The sequence below is a fragment of the Neobacillus niacini genome (genome assembly GCF_000759675.1).
Classification (GTDB): domain Bacteria; phylum Bacillota; class Bacilli; order Bacillales; family Cytobacillaceae; genus Neobacillus; species Neobacillus niacini_A.
The window spans coordinates 72,686-92,310 of record NZ_BAWM01000009.1 but is presented as its reverse complement, the minus strand read 5'-3'; the positions used below and the strand labels follow the sequence as shown (position 1 = coordinate 92,310).

Sequence of the window (19,625 nt, the reverse complement as noted above, 5' to 3'; positions counted from 1 at the left end):
GGGGCTAAATGTAAGCTGGACATGGTTTCTTCCGTGTCCAGTTTGCCATTTTCTTAAGATTCATGGCTGCGAGAAGAGCTTTTGAAAAAATTAAATCCCAATTTCTCATTTAAATCAATGAGAGATTGGGATTTTAATTAGTTCAGATTCAGAGGACTTGGAATGGCTATTTCTATAAATGTGTATAATGTTACATGAAAGTAAGAAAGGTTGACTTGGAAATGAAAGGGGAAAGATTTTGAACAATCATATCGAATCAAAACCAAACGGGTCGACATTTGGGAATAAAGGCAACCTTTTAATAGTCCTATATTTTAAGCTCAAAAATGGTACGGAGACCACGAATCCGAAGATTGATCCACTATATTCTTAAAAAATTACAATCGAACCTTAACCTCAGTACCATCCTTAGCTTTGACATCTACCAGCACGATACCTTTATGATTTTTCAGTTCCTTGATAATTGGCTTTAGCGTTTCTTTATCTATCAGTGGAATAGTAAAGTCAAGTTTTTTTCTTTCGAAATGCTCTTTTGTCCATTTGTTTGCATGTTGATGTAAAAATTTTGAAGACAAAATTGAAATACCAATGGTTAGAATGGCATATGGAACTGGGATGGTAAACCGAACGTCTTTTGCTTTCACTTTTATATGCAGCATAAGCAAATCCACTATTCAATGATGACAGAAACGGTATCTCCGTTTGCCGACTTAATATCAACAATTTGGCCATCTAATTCGTTTTCGATTGCTTCAATAATAAGATTTATGTCAAGATCCTTTACATATTTTTCTGATTGAGGAATACTAGCTGCGATGCTGTGTCCAGCCATTAGTACTACCTTGATAAGTTTTATGGGCAAATTGACCGTAACGTTATCATTTTCAGCTGATAGAACACGAATCTTTAATGTTTTATCTAAATATTTAGTCGGTTTTTCTAAAAGCTTACTTCCTGCTTCTTCTTTCTCTTTTAATACTTGAATCAGTTCTGATCCTTTATCTGCATCAATTTTCCCTTCTTGCACCAAAGTTAATACTCTTGCAATTTCCTCTTTCATGGTAAATTCCTCCCTATTCATCTTTTAAAAGCTTAATGGCTTCCTCTGGAGTGATTTCGCCATTTTCCAACATGGTGACAACCTTTTTCTCGTCTACTTCATTTTTCTTCTTCTGCACATATCCAAGGGATGAAATTATGTCAGTTAGCTTGCTTCGGACCGTTGGATACGAAATTCCCAGTTCCTTTTCAACTTCTTTGATATTCCCTCTGCATGTTAAAAATACTTCTACAAAATGTAGCTGATCCTTTGATAATGACGCTAACTTGGATAATTCAAACTCATTTTCAATCGTAGTGTGACAATGAGAGCACTGCAACTTCATAATCTTCAATGTTTTGCTGCAGACAGGACAATTTGTAATTACTTTATAAGCCATAATGAAATTCCTTTCTTCCATTTGATTTGATTATATATCAAGAAATTCAAATGGTAAATAATGAAAGTTAATTTTATTTTAAAAAACATTAAAATAATTAATTTATAAATTAATTTTATTAACTCTATCAAGAAACACTGCTAGGGAATAGGCATTCCATTTGTTTAGAGAAAATTGTTGTACCACAAAATAAGAATTTGGGTAGGTTATTCACACAATGGGGTCTTTTCAAGTTATATTGGATTATCGTAAAAGAAGAGTTTACTATACTTACGATTATTGAACTAAGAAAAATAGAAGAAACTTATTCAAAATGGAAAAAAAGAGAAGTAACAGGTGTTTTGTTTATGGAAATGTTAGAACTAAAGAAAAATACATTTTAATAATTTATAAAAGGAATACGAAAAAGCAAAGTAGCACTAATGAAAGTTACTTTGCTCTTGGTTGCACGGACCTGGTATTACCATTAATGTCGGGAATAGCTGGAGAGTGCTCATTTTCCGTAATAAGTGATTGTAAGATTTGCAAGATTTGTGATATTTGAAATAATTGTTGTTAAGTTAAAGGGCATTCAGGTTAGAATATTGCATTCTTCTAAATTGCTTTTACCTTCACCGGCTCCTATTATTTTCAACCGCTCTTTTACGGTTTTTGCCCCGCATTTATTATCTTTCAACATGTTGTATTTTTCCATTTGTAATGTTAAGTTTTTTCATTCTATACTGCAGGCTTTGCCGGCTTAAACCTAGTAAACTAGCAGTTCGTGAAATATTAAAATTATTTTTTTTCAGAACATGGTCAATATAGGATTTTTCAAATAGCTCCATTTGGTCCTTTAAGGGAACTGCAGCCTCTCCACTTTCTCTAATAAATGTGTCCACCATAGAAAGAGGGATCATTCTTTCTTTCAATTGCATTTTGCTTCTGTATTGATATGGTAAATGGGAGTAAAGAATCATTTCTTCATCCATAATAATATTCATCGCGGCTTCGATAATATGTTCAAGTTCACGAACATTTCCTAACCAATCATACTCCATAAAAGACTGTCTTACTTCCTCAGATAAGCCTTTTACATTCATTTGAAATCGGTCATTGTATTTTTCAATAAAGTGTTGGACTAATAATGGAATATCTTCCTTTCGCTCCCTTAATGGAGGAATAAAGATGGTTACAACACCAAGACGGTAATAAAGATCTTTGCGCAAATGATTATTGGCAATGGCGTCAATGGGATCCTCATTAATATTGGCAATAACCCTTACATCAACAGGTGTATCTTTCGTATCACCTACACGTCGTATCGTTTTTTCTTGAAGCACACGTAATAATTTTGCTTGAAGATTTAGATTTAAGGAGTTGATTTCATCAAGCAACAATGTTCCTCCATTTGCCTGTTCAAATAAACCAGGGGTATCGACTGCCCCGGTGAAAGCGCCTCGTTTGGTCCCGAAAAGAAGACTTTCTATTAGATTATCAGGCAGAGCTGCGCAGTTTTGTGAAATAAAAGGAGCTGATAATCGATTGCTCGCGTTATGAATACTTTGGGCAAAAAGTTCTTTCCCTGTCCCTGTCTCCCCAACAATCAAGACATATGAGGAGGTACGGGTGGCACGCTTTGCACCTTCAATAACTTCGTTTATTGTATGACTGCTGCCAATGATACGATCAAACGTAAATCTAGGTGTTCCCTTACTATTAATATTCACTTTTATCAGGCGTTCTAATTTGGTTACATCGTTGGCAATTTCTACAGCACCTTGAATTTTTCCATCGTTAAAAATAGGAAAGGTATTGTTAATCGTCGTAATTTCGCGACCTTTGTTATTAAAATAGGTTTGCTTGACATTATACGTTTCTCTGCCTTCCTGTAAAGCTTTTACAAAAGTACTAGATTGATCATCCTTAAACATAAATACATCTAATAGATTTTTATTAATAACATCCTGAATATCCATAGATTCAATTTGCATAATTTTTTTGTTGTAGATAATCGTCTTACCCGTTTCATCGACTGCATGGACACCTACATCCACTTCGTCCAAAATCCGTTCATACATTCTGGTTAAATATTCAAGATATTGAATTGATCTTTTTGAAATTTCCATATTAATTTCTCCTTATTTAAACCCGTTCCCAACTATTAAAACAAAAAAATCTTATTAACACAAAACTATTTTGCGTTTCTATTTCATTAGAATGAGTCTTTTTGCAGTTAAGGTGCAAAATAAATAAAGATAGTGCCAAGAAATTTGGCATATTGGTTTCACAAAAAGTTCACAAATAGGGGTTTTTACATTTGGCACGGAAATTGCAAATTAATAGTTTGAAATAGTGATAATTTTGAATTATTTGGCTGTTGTAAAGTTTCATATAGGCCTTATCATCAAAATGTGACAGGAATGTAAAGTATTATTTTTTGAAAATTTTATCGCTATCATTGAAAAAAATGGAAACGCATGCATTTTTAATTATTAAAGGGGGCTTAACATTGAAAACAGGTACAGATCGTGTAAAAAGAGGCATGGCTGAAATGCAAAAGGGCGGCGTCATTATGGACGTTGTGAATGCAGAGCAAGCAAAAATAGCAGAGGAAGCAGGAGCGGTAGCTGTAATGGCATTAGAGCGCGTTCCTTCTGATATCCGTGCAACTGGCGGAGTAGCAAGAATGGCAGATCCACGAATAACTGAAGAAGTCATGAATGCGGTTTCCATTCCAGTTATGGCAAAAGCACGTATCGGTCACATCGTAGAAGCCCGAGTTCTTGAAGCAATGGGCGTTGATTATATTGATGAGAGTGAAGTTTTAACACCAGCAGATGAAGAATACCATCTAAATAAAAAAGCTTACACTGTTCCATTTGTTTGTGGTTGCCGTGATCTTGGCGAAGCGGCACGCCGTATTGGTGAAGGTGCATCCATGCTTCGTACAAAAGGAGAGCCGGGAACTGGTAATATCGTAGAAGCTGTTCGTCATATCCGTAAGGTAAATGCACAAGTACGTAAAGTCGTTACAATGAGTGAAGATGAACTAATGACAGAGGCAAAGCTACTTGGAGCTCCATATGAACTACTTCTTGAGATTAAACAACATGGACGCCTACCTGTAGTAAACTTTGCAGCTGGTGGAGTAGCAACGCCTGCTGATGCTGCACTTATGATGCAGTTAGGTGCTGATGGAGTATTTGTTGGTTCAGGAATTTTTAAATCTGATAACCCAGTAAGATTCGCTAGAGCAATCGTTGAAGCAACTACCCACTACCAGGACTATAAACTAATTGCAGAGATTTCAAAAAATCTTGGAATTGCAATGAAAGGTATTGAAATTTCAACTCTGCTTCCAGAAGCACGTATGCAGGATCGTGGTTGGTAAGGAGTTTTTCTATTGCTTAAGGTTGGAGTATTCGCATTACAAGAGGCTGTACGTGAACATGTTTGTTTTTTGGCATACAAGGGGAGAATTATTTATTTATAAAATGTTATAGTTCTATAAAATAATCGTATGCGGTTAATTGTTATTGAAAGCGCTTCAACAATTTTGAAAATTTAGAAAAATTATATTGACATTGTTTTTTCTGACTCATATACTCGAGTTAGAAAAAGAAAATGATCAGTTGGTTTTTGAAAGGAGTTTTAGGGGGCATGCAAAAACTTGAAACAGTGATTGTTACAGGATATGCAAAAGCTCCACAGGGAACTTCCATGTATGAAATGTATAAGCATGCGGGAATTGTACTCGAAGTGGATCTGAAAGAACATAAAATTATCGGCGCTGAATTCACATTCGTAGCAGAACTAACAAAAAATTATTTTCAAAAACTTCTGATAGGCTACTGTCTTAAAGACGGTGTTGAGCAGCTGATTGAACGAATTCAAAGCTTTTATTTTGCTCCATCCCAGCAAGCGATCATTGTAGCTCTTCAAGCTGCAGTTCAACGTTACTGGGATAACGTGAAGCAAATGAATACATAACGTTTGGTTATAATAAAGTGGGAAGATGACCTCTTCCCATGGTCTTATTAAAACCGGGCAGACATGGACTCTTTGTAAGGAATGTTCGTTGGAACGACATTCTTTATAGAGGATTTATGTTTTGCTCGGTTTTTATTTTTCCGAACTGTTAATCCCACTAAAGTCTATGGAGAGGAAGGAAAAAAGGATGAGCAAGCTGATTACATGCGAAGAAGCTGTAAAAAAGGTTAAAAGCGGCTCGCGAATTATGGTAGGTGGATTTGGACTTGTAGGAAGTCCGCTTAGTTTAATAGCCGCTTTGGCTCAGTCGGAAGTGAAAGACTTAGAGATTATTAGTAATAACCTTGGTGAACCAGGAAGAGGTCTTGGAGTTTTAGTACGGCAAAAGCAAGTGAAAAAAGCAATAGGTTCGTATTTTACATCCAATCCGGAGGTGGTTAAAGCTTATCAGGATAAAGAATTGGAAGTGGAGCTTCTCCCGCAAGGAACAATGTCTGAAGCCATTCGAGCGGGCGGTGCTGGATTAGGTGGGTTTTATACACCGGTCAGCGTTGGAACGAAAATTGCCGAAAACAAAGAAGAGCGTACCCTTAACGGTAAAAAATATGTGTTCCAAGAGCCTCTTAAAGCCAATTTTTCTTTAATTAAAGCGAAAAAAGCGGATCAATTAGGAAATCTCATATACAACAAATCGGCAAGAAACTTTAATCCGATGATGGCAACAGCTGCGGATGTAGTGATTGCAGAGGTGGACGAGATTGTGGAGGTAGGCCAAATTTCTCCTGAAGAAATTGTGACCCCTCATTTATACGTTGATTATATCGTTGTGAAGGGCGGTAAATAGCTTGAACGTGAAACAATACATTGCTGCAAGAGCGGCCAAGGAATTGAAGGATGGCGATATCGTCAATTTGGGGATAGGGATTCCAACACTGGTGGCTGATTATATTCCATCAGATGTTAAAGTTTTTTTACACTCAGAAAACGGCATCCTTGGAGTTGGTCCTACCCCTGATCCAGAGCATATTGACCAAAATCTTGTCAATGCAGGGAAACTGCCTGTCACAGTATTGGAAGGGTCATCCTATTTTGATAGTGCTTCCTCTTTTGCGATGATTCGCGGAGGACATGTAAGCGTTTCAATTCTTGGTGTGCTGCAAATCGATGCAATTGGGCGGATTGCCAACTGGGCCGTACCAGGAAAAAGTGTTCTTGGTGTAGGCGGGGCGATGGATTTATTGGAAGGCTCCAAAAAGATAATCGTAACAACGATGCATACGTCTAACCAGGGAGAGTCAAAAATCGTCAATGAATTAACCTATCCGATCACATCGGAACGAATAGTGGATTTAATTATTACCGATTTAGCGGTGTTCGCTGTAAAGGAAGATGGACTTCATCTTATTGAGCTGTCCCCTGGAGTTTCCCTTGAGGAAGTTCAACTGAAAACAGACGCACCCTTCCTTATTGCTAAATCTTTCAATAAAGGCAAAGAGGTGACTGCATAGTGGTTGTAATCGTAAATGCATTTCGGACTCCAATCGGAAAACTCGGCGGATCACTGGCGGATACGCGCCCGGAAGAGCTTGTATCCCTCATCATGAAAAATAATCTTTCGTCTTCCGGTTACAGTGCCAATATTGTAGATGAAGTCATCGTCGGCCAAACAAAGCAGAGTGCGCATGCTCCGAATATTGCAAGAGTCGCGGCATTACAGGCCCATTTTCCAGAATCGATTCCTGCTTATACAGTTCATCGTCAGTGCGGTTCGGGTTTGCAGGCTGTCATTAACGGGGCGATGTCCATTTTGACAGGTCAGGCAGAAGTCGTTTTAGCAGGAGGTGTCGAAAGCATGTCACAAGCTCCTCATTATACGGTTGATACTCGATTCGGCCTCAAGATGGGAGATATGACGCTGTATGATTCAAATACGGAGAGTCAGCCAAAATCGCAGCCAGAGGAGATATACGGTCATTTCACGATGGGGCAAACAGCCGAGTGGCTGGCTGAAAAATATAACATTAGCCGCCATGAACAAGACGAATTTGCCTTCACGAGTCAGCAGAAAACGAAACGTGCAATTGAAATGGGATATTTTGAGGAAGAAATCATTCCAGTTCCGGTAAAGGAAGGAAAAAAGGGGATCAGACACTTTGCGATAGACGAGTATCCAAGATTGACGGACATTGAAAAGTTAGGAACACTAAGTCCTGTGTTTCAAAAGGATGGGACGGTAACAGCCGGAAACTCGTCCGGCAGAAATGATGGAGCCTCTATGCTGCTGTTAATGTCGGAAGAAAAAGCGGAACAGCTTGGAGTAGTTCCTATGGCAAGGATTCGTTCCTTTGCTGCAACGGGCGTATCACCAAAAGAAATGGGAATCGGTCCGGTTCCTGCATCCCAAATTGCGTTGAAAAAGGCAGGTCTTCGCTTAGAAGATATCGATTTGATTGAATTAAATGAAGCATTCGCTGCTCAAAGTCTTGCTTGTTTAAAAGAATGGGGCTTGAAAGGGGATAACGTGAATGTTAACGGAGGGGCGATTGCCTTAGGCCATCCACTTGGGTGCTCCGGTGCAAGAATCGTCACTACATTATGTCATGAGCTTGAAAAACAAAAACGGCAATTTGGCCTTGCGACGATTTGTGTGGCGGGTGGATTAGGAATGGCAATGGTGGTGGAAAGATGGAGGGAATAAAAAAAGACTACGTGTTTCATCGTGATTTAAAAAAGGAGTACCCGATTATTACCCACGGTGTAGGGGTATATCTCATAGATGAGAATGGGAAAAAATATTTGGATGCTTGCTCAGGAGCGGTTGCAGCCAACTTGGGCCATGGTATTACTTCTATAGGAGAGGCAATGGCAGAACAAGCAAAAAAAGCAGCTTTCGTCCATACAATGCGGTTCGAGACGAAAGCGTTGCATGAACTGGCTGAAACAATCGGAAAAATGGCCCCAGACCATTTAAATAAAGTGTATTTTACAACAGGAGGCTCTGAAGCAAATGAAAGTGCTTTGAAGCTGGCGAGGCAATATCATAGGGATGCTGACAGACCACAAAAACACATTGTGATCGGGCGATGGCAATCGTATCACGGTAACACAATCGGTTCTTTATCAGCAGGAGGAGACATTAAAAGAAGGCATGCATACACTCCTAATCTTTTAAACTATGCCCATGTCTATTCTCCGTACTGCCACCGATGTCCATACGATCGTCAAAAAGATGATTGTCTCTCCAAACAAAACTGGACGTGTGTAATGGATATTGAAAGAACCATTTTAGAGCTTGGCCCTGAGAACGTGTCGGCATTTATCGCCGAACCGATTGTCGGAAGCCAGCAAGGTGCTGTTCCACCGCCGCCGGGGTATTTTGAGAAAGTTCGAGAGCTGTGTGACCGTTACGAAATCGTCTTAATTATCGATGAAGTGATGACTGGATTCGGCCGTACTGGTACCAACTTCGCGACAGAACAGATTGGAATCGAACCTGATATCATCACGTTTGGAAAAGGGGTTTCGGCAGGATATGCTCCGCTCGCCGGAATGATCGTTCATGATCGGTTAATCGATGGGCTCATTCAAAACAGCGACGGGAAATTCATTCACGGTTACACATATAGCGGGCATCCTGTTGCTGTTGCAGCCAGTCTTGCTGCATTGGAGGTATATGAGCGAGATATGGTGCTGGAAAACGTTAATAAACAAGGTACCTACCTTGTCAAACGTCTTATGGAGCTGAAGCAAAAACATTCTTATATATCTGATGTTCGGGGCAGAGGGCTTTTAATAGGTATGGAGCTTGTGAAGGATCCTGGGCAGGATCTGTTGTTCGATCCATCTGAAAAAGCTGCTGAAAGATTGAATGGAATTGCGATGGAACTCGGTGCGGTTTTTTATCCCGGTTCCGGTTCAATTGACGGAACAAAGGGGGAGCACCTCATCATCAGCCCTCCTTTAAATGTTACGAGAACAGAAATTGATGAGATTGTGAGAATTTTAGATGAATCATTTACGATATTCAAAGGTCAATTAAGAAAGGATGAGATATATGAAATTACAAAATAAAACAGAAGAGATTAAAGAAAAAGCACAAAAACATTTATCCCCGGTTATGACAAGGGTAACGGAGCTTGTCATTGAAAAAGCGCATGGCGCCAAATTTTGGACGACAGACGGAAAGGAATATATCGATTTCGTTTCAGGAGTGGCCGTCAATGCAGTCGGGCATACGAACGGAAAAATGGTGGAAGCCATTAAAAAGCAAGCTGAAGCCTTGATTCATCTTGGATTGAACTATGGTTATTATGAAACGGCAGCGAATTTGGCGGAAAAGCTTGCTCATATCACACCAGGAAATCTAGACACTGTCTTTTTCTCCAATTCGGGAGCTGAAGCTATTGACGGTGCACTTAAACTAGCAAAGGCGGCCACAGGCAGACCCGCCATCATTGCTTTTGAAGGATCGTTTCATGGCCGTACATTAGGAGCAACAGCCATTACGGCATCAAGCTCTAAATACCGTCGTTATTATGAACCGATTTTAGGCGAGGTGTATCACGTTCCATATCCGTATCCCAGCCAGCTGAAAAACATTAGAGAAGAAGAAGCTGAAGAGTATTGCTTGAATCAGCTTCAAAAATTGTTCGATTTACGCGTGGATCCTTCACGTGTAGCAGCCATCATCATTGAACCTGTAATGGGTGAAGGCGGCTATTATCCGGCACCGCCAAGCTTCTTGCAGGAGTTAAGAAAGATTACAGATGAACACGGCATTTTGCTTATCTTTGACGAAGTACAAACAGGATTTGGCCGTACAGGCAAAATGTTCGCGGCAGAGCATGCGAATGTGACTCCTGATATTTTAGTACTGGCAAAAGCCCTTTCCGGCGGCATGCCTCTTGGTGCCATTGTAGCAAGTCGTGAGCTTCATGAAAAATGGCCGACGGCCGGTCATGGTTCGACATTTGGAGGAAATCCAGTTTCTTGTGCTGCAGCATTGGCAAACATTGAGGTCATTGAGGAAGAGAAGTTAGTAGAACGCAGTGCTAAACTCGGTGCCAAGATTGTCGGCCGACTTCATAACTCGGTAGGACATTTACCGGGCATTGTTGAAGTCCGAGGAGTCGGCATGATGATCGGTATTGAATTCGATTCGCAATCTGCTGCTTCCTTTGTACCGGAAATTAAATCGAAAGCACTGGAAAATGGCTTGCTCATTATGAACTGCGGTGTAAGCGGGCAAACGATCCGATTAATGCTACCTCTTAATATTCAAGAAGATGTGCTTGATATAGGATTAACGATTTTAGAAGATGTGATAACAGAGACAATTTCAGGAAACTAATTTTCGTTTCCCAAGTATACAACGAAAAAGGAGGTCAAGTATATGTCTAGTCAAATCAAAACAGATATTCTTCAGGGAGATCTTTATATAAATGGAAAATGGGTAAGTGCCCCCGATCAGTCCTACTTTGAAAGCTTAAATCCGGCAACGGGGGAACTTGTCGGCATATGTGCGGCCGCCACAACGGAGCAAGTGGATGAGGCTGTCACAAAAGCGAATGAAGCATATTTACAATGGAAGAACACCCCCATTCCAGAACGAGCGGCTTATTTAACGAAAGCAGTCCAATTGTTTGAAATACGAAAAGAGGAACTTGCTAGAGTCATGACAATGGAGATGGGCAAAGTGCTACCTGAGTCTTTAGGCGAAGTTGGAGTGGTCATCGCGACTGCTCAATATATGGCAGGCGAGGGACGACGCCTCTTTGGAGAAACAGTCCCTGCCGGCTTCCCAGACCGGAACGTAAGAATGGTTCGTGAACCTCTTGGAGTTGCGGCGTGCATTACCCCCTGGAACTTCCCGGTTGCACTAGCTTCCTACAAAATCTTTTCAGCTCTGCTTGCGGGTAATACCGTCGTATGGAAGCCTGCTTCAGAGGTTGCATTATCGGCAAAGGTTTTTGTGGAAGTGTTAGATGAAGCTGGGTTGCCAGCAGGGGTTGTGAACTTAATTACCGGTTCAGGAAGAACAGTTGGACAAACACTCGCAGAGCATTCGGATGTTAAAGTCATTTCGTTTACGGGCTCAACAGAAGTCGGACAAAAGCTGGCTGAAATGAGCAGTAAAACGTTAAAACGTATTTCATTGGAATTGGGTGGAAAAAATGCAGTGATCGTCTTGAAGGATGCGGACTTGGACAAAGCGGCAGACGGAATCGTAAAATCAGCGTTTACGACAACTGGTCAGCGCTGTACAGCGGCAAGCCGAGTAATTGTCGAGCGCCCAGTAAAGGAACTGCTCGTACAAAAAGTAATAGAATTAACACATTCTATGAAAATAGGAAATGGACTTGAAGAAGGGAATCAAGTGGGCCCTCTCGTAAATGAAGACCAGCTTCATACAGTCGAAAAATATGTAAAAACAGCGATTGAAGAGGGTGGGAAAATTGTGTCAGGCGGGCAGCGTGTCAAAGAATTGGGCGGCTATTATTATGAGCCGACAATCATTGAGAATGTGAAACCCAATGATACCATTGCACTGGAAGAAATATTTGGTCCTGTTCTTGCCGTCATTGAAGTAGATTCATATGAGGAAGCCATGGAGGTAAATAACGGGACTATTTATGGTCTATCAACTTCCATTTATACAGAGAGCCTTCATTATGCGAACCGTGCTGCAAAGGAAGCGGTAAGCGGACTTGTCTATATTAATAACGGAACGTCCAATGCCGAGATGGGAGTGGCATTTGGAGGCATGAAAATGTCCGGAAATGGACACCGTGAAGTTTCCCATCATGCATTTGATGTCATGACAGAGTGGAAGTCGATTTATACGAACTATTAAATGGACGGGATGGGGGAGAACATGAGAAAACATCGTATCGGTATTGCATTCTTTTACCATGAATCCCACAGTTTCAGCCCGATGAAAACTGAAATCGAACAGTTTCGAAATGAAGGCTACTTTATCGGCGATGAAATTTATGATGCCTATATTGGTACGAAAACGGAAGTGGGCGGGTTTTTGGATGTATTGAATCAAGAAATGGATGTAGAAATCGTACCGCTGCTTTGTGCGGCAGCGGTCCCATCGGGCGTAGTATCAACAGAAGCGTATTCCATCATCGAAGAGCAAATGCTCCAGTCAATCCGGGAGGCTGGAAGGCTGGACGGATTATTGCTTGCACTGCATGGAGCGATGGTCGTGGAGCACCTCCTTGATCCGGAAGAGCATTTACTGGGAAAAATTCGCGGGCTTATCGGATTGAATGTTCCAATCGCGACGACGCTGGACATGCACGCCAATTTAAGCGAAAAAATGATTGATTACACACCGCTTCATTTTGGATTTAAAACATATCCGCATATTGATATGTACGAACAAGGCATTCATGCGGCAATCGCTTTGATAAAACAATTAAAGGAAAGTGTGACTTACTACGCTTCTTTTGAAAAATTGCCGATGATGCCTCCCTCTATCAATATGAGAACTGCAGAAGGGCCGATGCACAAAATGATAGAGTGGGCGAAACAGGCCGAAGAGGAAGAAGGCATTTATAATGTGTCCGTATTTGGTGGCTTTCCTTACTCGGATATTCCCATGGTCGGTGCAAGTGTACTTGTTGTTTCGCTGGATCCACAAAAAGGAAAAGAGACTGCCCAAAAGATGGCTTCCTTGTTCTGGAGTGTAAAAGAAGAATTTATCATGGATTTGCCCGGTGTAAAAGAAGGGCTCGATTTGGCGATGTCGATTGAAGATGACAAGCCGGTCGTGCTGGCGGACATCTCGGATAATCCTTTAAGCTGCGGCAGCGGGGATACAACAGAGCTGCTTCGGGAGATGGTGAAGATGAACATTCCTAACACGCTGTTTGGAGGACTCTACGATCCAGAATCTATTGAGGCTTGCCGCAAGAAGGGAGCCGGAAATAAGGTATTGTTGTCACTTGGAGGGAAAGTATCGCCTGAATTTGGGGAGCCCGTACAGGTCGAAGCAACGGTAGTGGCCTTATCAGCCGGTGTATTTCACAATTCTGGGCCGTTCAATCAGCATTTAAGAGTTGATTTAAAGGGGGCGGCTCACATTCGCGTTGGCAATATGGATATCCTCCTTATTGGAAGGCCGATGTCAGCGAATGATCCGGAAATGTTTCGTCATATAGGTCTTGAGCCGCAGGCAAAGAGAATTCTTGCGCTAAAGGCTAAAAATCATTTCCGGGCAGCGTTTGAGCCGATTGTTGGCCGTATCATTTATGTGGATGCACCTGGTGTTGCATCCAATCGTTTAACAGCTTTTACGTATCGTTACATTCCTAAGCCAATTTGGCCGCTGGATGATATCGAATTTGAAGTAGAACTAAGGGGGAAAGAAAAATGGAAACATTGAACAAAACCTATTATGTCGAAGTACCAGCTTCATTGAATCCAGAACAGCTAAAAATGATGATGGAGCTTGAGCAAGATGCGTTTCCAGGATTAGGAGCAGTAGATGAACAATCCCTTGTCCCGCTTACACGCTACGGAAAACTCATTCAATACCGGCAGCAAAATGATCCAAAGCCGATTGCGATTTGCGAAGTGATGAGAGCTTACAATGATATTCATAAAGCCTACATTTTTGGGTTTTATGTCCGCTCCGACCAGCAAGGGAAAGGAATCGGGAAATTATTTTTACAGGAAATTTATCCGATTCTAAAGCAAGATGGTTTTCGTAAGGTTTGCTTAACGGTCAGTACTAAAAACAAGGCAGCCGTCAAGTTATATGAAAAATTAGGGTTTGTCATAAAAGAGACAAGACTCGATGAATTTGGCGAAGGGGAAAATCGCTATTATATGGAATACCTCATTTCTTAATAAAGTAATGATCAGAGGAGAATTCATCAAATATGGTCAATAAAAAAATAGGCTAATTTTAGGAGGAGTTTATGATGAGAAACACTTTATTCAAACCAAAAAGACATTGGAAAGAAATCGAGCTTTGGAAGGATGTTACAGATGAGCAATGGAACGATTGGGTTTGGCAGCTGACGAATACTATCAAAAATTTAGAAGACTTAAAGAAAGTAGTTAACTTAACACCAGAAGAAGAGGAAGGGGTTTTAATCTCAACAAAAACAATCCCATTAAACATCACTCCCTATTATGCATCGCTTATGGATCCTGATGATTCAAGATGTCCGGTTCGAATGCAGTCTGTTCCGATTTCTGCGGAATTGAATAAAACAAGATATGATTTAGAAGATCCCCTTCACGAAGATGAAGACTCACCAGTGCCTGGGTTAACACATCGTTATCCAGATCGCGTGTTGTTCCTAGTAACAAACCAATGCTCCATGTACTGCCGTTACTGCACAAGAAGGCGCTTCTCTGGACAAATCGGAATGGGTGTACCAAAGAAACAGTTAGACACAGCGATTAATTATATCGCATCTAACCCACAAATTCGAGATGTGTTAATTTCCGGAGGAGACGGGCTCCTTATTAATGACAATATTGTAGAATATATTTTAAAGAATTTACGTGAGATTCCGCATGTAGAAATTATTCGTATTGGTACAAGAGCACCTGTCGTTTTCCCACAGCGTATTACCGAAAATCTTTGTAATATCTTGAAAAAGTATCATCCAGTTTGGTTGAATACACATTTTAATACATCTATTGAAATTACGGAAGAATCGAAGCGTGCATGTGAAATGCTTGCAAATGTTGGTGTACCTGTTGGTAACCAGTCGGTTATTTTAGCAGGCATTAACGACAGTGTACCGATCATGAAACAGCTTATGCATGACCTTGTTAAAATTCGAGTTCGTCCATATTATATTTACCAATGTGACCTATCTGAAGGGATTGGCCATTTCCGTGCACCAATCAGCAAAGGATTAGAAATTATGGAAGGACTTCGCGGTCATACATCGGGTTATGCCGTTCCGACATTTATTGTTGATGCCCCGGGTGGAGGAGGCAAAATTCCATTGCAGCCGAACTATATCATTTCTCAAAGTTCTAATAAAGTCGTATTACGTAACTTTGAAGGTGTCATTACATCTTATCCAGAACCAACAAATTATCAGTCAGGCAGTGCAGAGGATTACTACAAAAAGGTATATCCTGAAGTGTTTGAAAAGTTTGAAAGTAATGGTGTTCTATCCATTATTGATGATACGAAATTTAACCTTACACCTGAAGGATTAAAACGGTTAGATCGCCGCAAAACGTATAAGGAAAATACTGAGCATAGTTCATTAAAAGATAAACGTGACAAACGTGACGAGTTAAAAGAGAAAAAATTCCAATCGCAAATGAAGAAATATGAAACAGTGGGAGCAAAGGAGGAATAACTTTGATTTGTCAATGGTGCGAATCTGACACAGCACGTGAAACGAGCAACACCGTGTATTGGGAACTTCCAGATGGAACAAATGCGATCGAAATTAAGGACACACCATCCATTCATTGCTTGGAATGCGGTATGACCTATCAAACAGATAATACGGTGAAAGAAATTGAGGATCATCTATTTTTAATCGATTGCTCAAAGCTCGAAAAAAGTATGACGTATGAAACACTTATGGCCGCTCCACGCTTATTGAAGCGAAACTACTTTGATTTTTCGAAATAATTAGCTAGCCGTCTCCCGTTTTTCGATAGTAAGCGAGAGATGAATTTTATTCTTATGGACAATGTATCCCCATCATCCTTAAGAAGGGATAAATTGTCCTTAAGAACCAGAAAGTTTGGCTAACAATCAGTAGGGATAAACATAATCCAACTAATTGAGGTTATTTATTATGTATTATTTGCATGCGTTTTCTTGTCAGCTAAGTAAATACATCGAAAAAACAGATGGACAATGAACATATGTTTTCTAAAAAATTAGATAGATGCTAATAGTTAAAAAGTTAGGGAGGACAAGAATGGAAGCAATCCAAAACTATAATAATGACCAAAATAATCAGAAACATCAGAATAGTAAGGAAAGTAAAGAGCATATTAAACGCAATCTAAAGGCACGTCACATGACGATGATTGCTATTGGAGGGTCAATCGGAACAGGGTTATTTTTAGCGACAGGGTCATCCATTCAAACAGCTGGACCTGGTGGAGCACTAATAGCTTATGGAGCTATCGGCATCATGGTCTACTTTTTGATGACAAGTCTCGGAGAAATGGCTACTCTAATGCCGGTTTCAGGATCCTTTTCAACCTATGGCAGTCGTTTTGTCGATCCTGCATTTGGTTTTGCGCTTGGTTGGAATTATTGGTTCAACTGGGCTGTTACACTGGCGGTTGAAATAGCCGCATCAGCTATTATTATGAAGTTCTGGTTTCCGGATGTACCAAGCATCGTGTGGAGTACACTATTTTTAGGTCTAATCTTTTTATTGAATGCATTATCGGTTAAAAGTTACGGAGAATCCGAGTATTGGTTCTCCCTAATAAAAGTAGTGACAATTATTGTTTTCATTGGAGTCGGTTTGCTCACCATTTTCGGTATTTTGGGCGGACATTTTATCGGGTTTAAAAACTTTACTTTAGGAGATGCTCCGGTTCATGGCGGTCTTTTGTCCATTTTTAGTATTTTTTTCATCGCAGGTTTTTCGTTTCAAGGAACGGAACTCGTGGGGATTGCTGCAGGAGAAAGTGAAGAGCCGGAGAAAAATGTACCAAAGGCGATTCGACAAGTATTTTGGCGTATTCTTCTGTTCTATATCGTTGCCATTGCTGTCATTGGCCTTATTATTCCTTATACAAGTCCAAACCTGTTAGGCAGGGATGTCGACAGCATCGCTGTCAGCCCTTTTACCCTTGTATTTAACAAAGTGGGCATTGCATTTGCGGCATCTGTGATGAATGCGGTCATTTTGACTTCGGTCTTATCGGCAGGGAGTTCCGGTTTATACGCTTCGACACGCATGCTATGGTCCATGGCAAAGGACGGTCAGGCACCTAAATTTTTACAAAATGTAAATGATCGGGGGATTCCGATGAATGCCCTTGTCATCACGACGATTATCGGAGGATTAGCCTTTTTAACGTCCATTTTTGGAGATCAAGTGTATACATGGTTATTAAATGCGTCAGGATTAACGGGATTTATTGCATGGCTTGGAATTGCAGTCAGCCACTACCGTTTTAGAAAAGCATATATGGCCCAAGGCAAGGACATGAATGCTTTGAAATTTAAAGCGAAATGGTTCCCGCTCGGTCCAATTCTCGCTTTTGCGATGTGTGTCATTGTCATTTTGGGACAAAATTATCAAGCATTTTTAACTAGTGAGATTGATTGGTATGGAGTAGCCGTGTCCTATATTGGTTTACCGATCTTTTTGGCATTTTGGATCGGGTATAAACTCGTTCATAAAACGAAGGTCGTTCCACTAAAGGAATGTTCTTTTGAAGAGATGTCATCTAAATAGAGAAACCGTGATTCATTTCGCTTCGCCACTCATTATTAGCCAAGAGGATTTAGATTAGGCGATTGAACGAATTCAAAAAGTATTGTCTTAGATTTTCAACTAACACTGTAGGGGTGCCATATGGGAGAAGTAGGGGTAACAGAGCGCAATACAGAACAAAAGTCAGATGAGTCTTTGAACCTTTTAACATCAACACAGATTGTGATAAAAGAAGCCTTAGATAAATTAGGTTATGCAGATGAGATGTACCAACTATTAAAAGAACCATTGAGAATGCTCACTGTTCGAATGCCTGTTAGAATGGATGACGGGTCGACTAAAATATTCACTGGATATCGCGCGCAGCATAATGATGCTGTTGGACCGACAAAAGGCGGAGTTCGTTTTCATCCAGAAGTGGACGAGGACGAAGTTAAGGCATTGTCGATGTGGATGAGTTTAAAATGCGGCATCGTCGACCTACCATATGGAGGCGGAAAAGGCGGTATTATTTGCGACCCAAGAACGATGTCAATGGGAGAACTAGAGCGGCTTAGCAGGGCTTATGTTCGGGCAATCAGCCAAATTGTAGGACCTACAAAGGACATACCTGCTCCAGATGTTTATACAAACTCACAAATTATGGCGTGGATGATGGATGAATACAGCAGGCTTCGTGAATACGATTCGCCTGGATTCATTACAGGGAAACCACTTGTACTTGGCGGCTCACATGGCCGTGAAAAGGCTACCGCACAAGGGGTTGTCATATGCATTGAGGAAGCTGCAAAAAAACGTAGAATTACCATCAAAGGAGCTCGGGTGGTTGTTCAAGGGTTTGGTAATGCAGGGAGCTTTTTAGCAAAATTTATGCATGATGCAGGTGCAATAGTCATTGGGATATCTGATGCTTATGGTGCGCTTTATGATCCAGATGGTTTGGATATTGATTACTTATTAGACCGTAGAGATAGCTTTGGAACGGTAACAACATTGTTTGAAAACACGATTACAAATGAAGAGTTACTCGAGCTTGACTGTGATATTCTAGTTCCAGCTGCAATTTCCAACCAGATTACCACAGCTAATGCACATAATATCAAAGCTTCGATTGTTGTCGAGGCAGCTAACGGCCCAACAACCCTAGAAGGGACTAAAATACTTTCTGAAAGAGGAATTCTGTTAGTGCCGGATGTTTTAGCTAGTTCAGGAGGAGTAACTGTTTCCTATTTTGAATGGGTTCAAAACAACCAAGGCTACTATTGGAGTGAAGAAGAAGTTAATGAAAAACTTCGTAAGGTACTCGTCCAATCGTTTAATAATGTTTATGAAACATCCGAGCGACGGAATATTAATATGCGTTTAGCCGCATATATGGTAGGTGTTCGTAAAATGTCTGAAGCTTCAAGGTTTAGAGGCTGGGTATAAATTCTATAAGGTGAAAGCTAGATTTCACTTCAGATCAAAAAATCCTTGCAGGTATTATGCAAGGTTTTTTGTGATTTTTCTAAGAGACAAGGGTGTTCAAAAGTTCCTTTTGAGCTTCGGTAGCATCCTTTTTTTATAATTAAGGGAGTAAGGATTACTCCAGCAGTTCTTTTTCTTATGATGACGGTGCCATTCTAATTGGCACCGTCTTTTTTTGACACATTTACAATAAAAGCAAATAAGCTCGTTTTTATAGATACGTAGCAATCGTGACACAATATTCGGCTGTTTGAGTTTATTGGGGTTATTTTTTCATTCATTGTCTAGTATTTTGTCACTAGTGTTAATAATTTAAATTCATAGATTAATACTTATTACCTGC

The 19,625-nt window shown here is 40.4% G+C and carries 18 protein-coding genes and 1 pseudogene; 15 read left to right on the top strand and 4 right to left on the bottom strand.

What is annotated here, in order from left to right:
- Window positions 1-377 precede the first annotated feature (377 nt).
- From TR08_RS04630 to TR08_RS04620, 3 genes are read right to left on the bottom strand one after another with little or no spacing between them, the layout of a single operon-like run.
- Window positions 378-659: a hypothetical protein gene (locus TR08_RS04630; RefSeq protein WP_045516133.1), complete on the bottom strand. Its 282-nt coding sequence runs from the start codon at window positions 657-659 to the stop codon at window positions 378-380.
- 11 nt (window positions 660-670) lie between these two features.
- The gene (locus tag TR08_RS04625) at window positions 671-1,060 is read right to left on the bottom strand and encodes an SHOCT-like domain-containing protein (protein WP_045516131.1); all 390 of its coding nucleotides are present in this window, start codon (window positions 1,058-1,060) and stop codon (window positions 671-673) included.
- A gap of 13 nt (window positions 1,061-1,073) precedes the next feature.
- Entirely contained in the window at window positions 1,074-1,439 is a 366-nt protein-coding gene (locus tag TR08_RS04620) for a DUF2089 domain-containing protein (protein WP_045516129.1), read from the bottom strand.
- A 284-nt stretch (window positions 1,440-1,723) separates the two neighbouring features.
- On the opposite strand from TR08_RS04620, the pseudogene TR08_RS33835 reads away from it, so the two are divergent.
- Window positions 1,724-1,822: pseudogene (locus TR08_RS33835) on the top strand (recombinase family protein); the annotation flags it as partial.
- Window positions 1,823-2,104: 282 nt separating this feature from the next.
- On the opposite strand, the gene TR08_RS04610 reads toward TR08_RS33835, so the two are convergent.
- Window positions 2,105-3,547 (bottom strand): sigma-54 interaction domain-containing protein, encoded by a 1,443-nt coding sequence (locus tag TR08_RS04610; protein WP_045516125.1) that lies wholly within the window; start codon window positions 3,545-3,547, stop codon window positions 2,105-2,107.
- Window positions 3,548-3,888: 341 nt separating this feature from the next.
- Here TR08_RS04610 and pdxS point away from each other — a divergent pair, with 341 nt between their 5' ends.
- The 14 genes from pdxS (at window position 3,889) to TR08_RS04540 (ending at window position 19,243) form a co-directional block, all read left to right on the top strand.
- Window positions 3,889-4,812 carry a pyridoxal 5'-phosphate synthase lyase subunit PdxS gene (pdxS, locus tag TR08_RS04605; RefSeq protein WP_193747676.1) on the top strand — a complete coding sequence of 308 codons (924 nt, stop codon included), beginning with the start codon at window positions 3,889-3,891 and terminating at the stop codon, window positions 4,810-4,812.
- A 269-nt stretch (window positions 4,813-5,081) separates the two neighbouring features.
- Complete coding sequence (locus tag TR08_RS04600) at window positions 5,082-5,411, top strand: DUF3870 domain-containing protein (protein ID WP_045516122.1); 330 nt, start codon at window positions 5,082-5,084, stop codon at window positions 5,409-5,411.
- Window positions 5,412-5,598: 187 nt separating this feature from the next.
- Window positions 5,599-6,255: a CoA transferase subunit A gene (locus TR08_RS04595; RefSeq protein ID WP_045516121.1), complete on the top strand. Its 657-nt coding sequence runs from the start codon at window positions 5,599-5,601 to the stop codon at window positions 6,253-6,255.
- Between the two features lies 1 nt (window position 6,256).
- On the top strand, window positions 6,257-6,919 hold the full coding sequence (locus TR08_RS04590; RefSeq protein ID WP_045516119.1) for a 3-oxoacid CoA-transferase subunit B: 663 nt from the start codon (window positions 6,257-6,259) through the stop codon (window positions 6,917-6,919).
- Window positions 6,919-8,109, top strand: coding sequence for a thiolase family protein (locus TR08_RS04585; RefSeq protein WP_045516117.1), 1,191 nt, complete (start codon window positions 6,919-6,921; stop codon window positions 8,107-8,109). Before TR08_RS04590 ends, TR08_RS04585 begins: the two co-directional genes overlap by 1 nt.
- Complete coding sequence (locus TR08_RS04580) at window positions 8,097-9,482, top strand: aminotransferase family protein (protein WP_045516116.1); 1,386 nt, start codon at window positions 8,097-8,099, stop codon at window positions 9,480-9,482. Before TR08_RS04585 ends, TR08_RS04580 begins: the two co-directional genes overlap by 13 nt.
- Window positions 9,466-10,761 (top strand): aspartate aminotransferase family protein, encoded by a 1,296-nt coding sequence (locus TR08_RS04575; protein ID WP_045516115.1) that lies wholly within the window; start codon window positions 9,466-9,468, stop codon window positions 10,759-10,761. Before TR08_RS04580 ends, TR08_RS04575 begins: the two co-directional genes overlap by 17 nt.
- Window positions 10,762-10,803: 42 nt before the next feature.
- Window positions 10,804-12,264: an aldehyde dehydrogenase family protein gene (locus tag TR08_RS04570; protein ID WP_045516114.1), complete on the top strand. Its 1,461-nt coding sequence runs from the start codon at window positions 10,804-10,806 to the stop codon at window positions 12,262-12,264.
- Window positions 12,265-12,285: 21 nt separating this feature from the next.
- Window positions 12,286-13,806, top strand: a complete 1,521-nt coding sequence (locus TR08_RS04565) for a M81 family metallopeptidase (RefSeq protein WP_045516113.1) — start codon at window positions 12,286-12,288, stop codon at window positions 13,804-13,806.
- Window positions 13,794-14,273: a GNAT family N-acetyltransferase gene (locus tag TR08_RS04560; protein ID WP_045516111.1), complete on the top strand. Its 480-nt coding sequence runs from the start codon at window positions 13,794-13,796 to the stop codon at window positions 14,271-14,273. The genes TR08_RS04565 and TR08_RS04560 overlap by 13 nt, the downstream gene beginning before the upstream one ends.
- 74 nt (window positions 14,274-14,347) lie before the next feature.
- Window positions 14,348-15,757 (top strand): lysine 2,3-aminomutase, encoded by a 1,410-nt coding sequence (gene ablA / locus TR08_RS04555; RefSeq protein WP_045516110.1) that lies wholly within the window; start codon window positions 14,348-14,350, stop codon window positions 15,755-15,757.
- 2 nt (window positions 15,758-15,759) lie between these two features.
- Window positions 15,760-16,038, top strand: a complete 279-nt coding sequence (locus TR08_RS04550; protein ID WP_045516108.1) for a YokU family protein — start codon at window positions 15,760-15,762, stop codon at window positions 16,036-16,038.
- 295 nt (window positions 16,039-16,333) lie between these two features.
- Window positions 16,334-17,836 carry an amino acid permease gene (locus TR08_RS04545; RefSeq protein ID WP_045516107.1) on the top strand — a complete coding sequence of 501 codons (1,503 nt, stop codon included), beginning with the start codon at window positions 16,334-16,336 and terminating at the stop codon, window positions 17,834-17,836.
- Between the two features lie 120 nt (window positions 17,837-17,956).
- Window positions 17,957-19,243, top strand: a complete 1,287-nt coding sequence (locus TR08_RS04540) for a Glu/Leu/Phe/Val family dehydrogenase (protein WP_045516106.1) — start codon at window positions 17,957-17,959, stop codon at window positions 19,241-19,243.
- Window positions 19,244-19,625 lie beyond the last annotated feature (382 nt).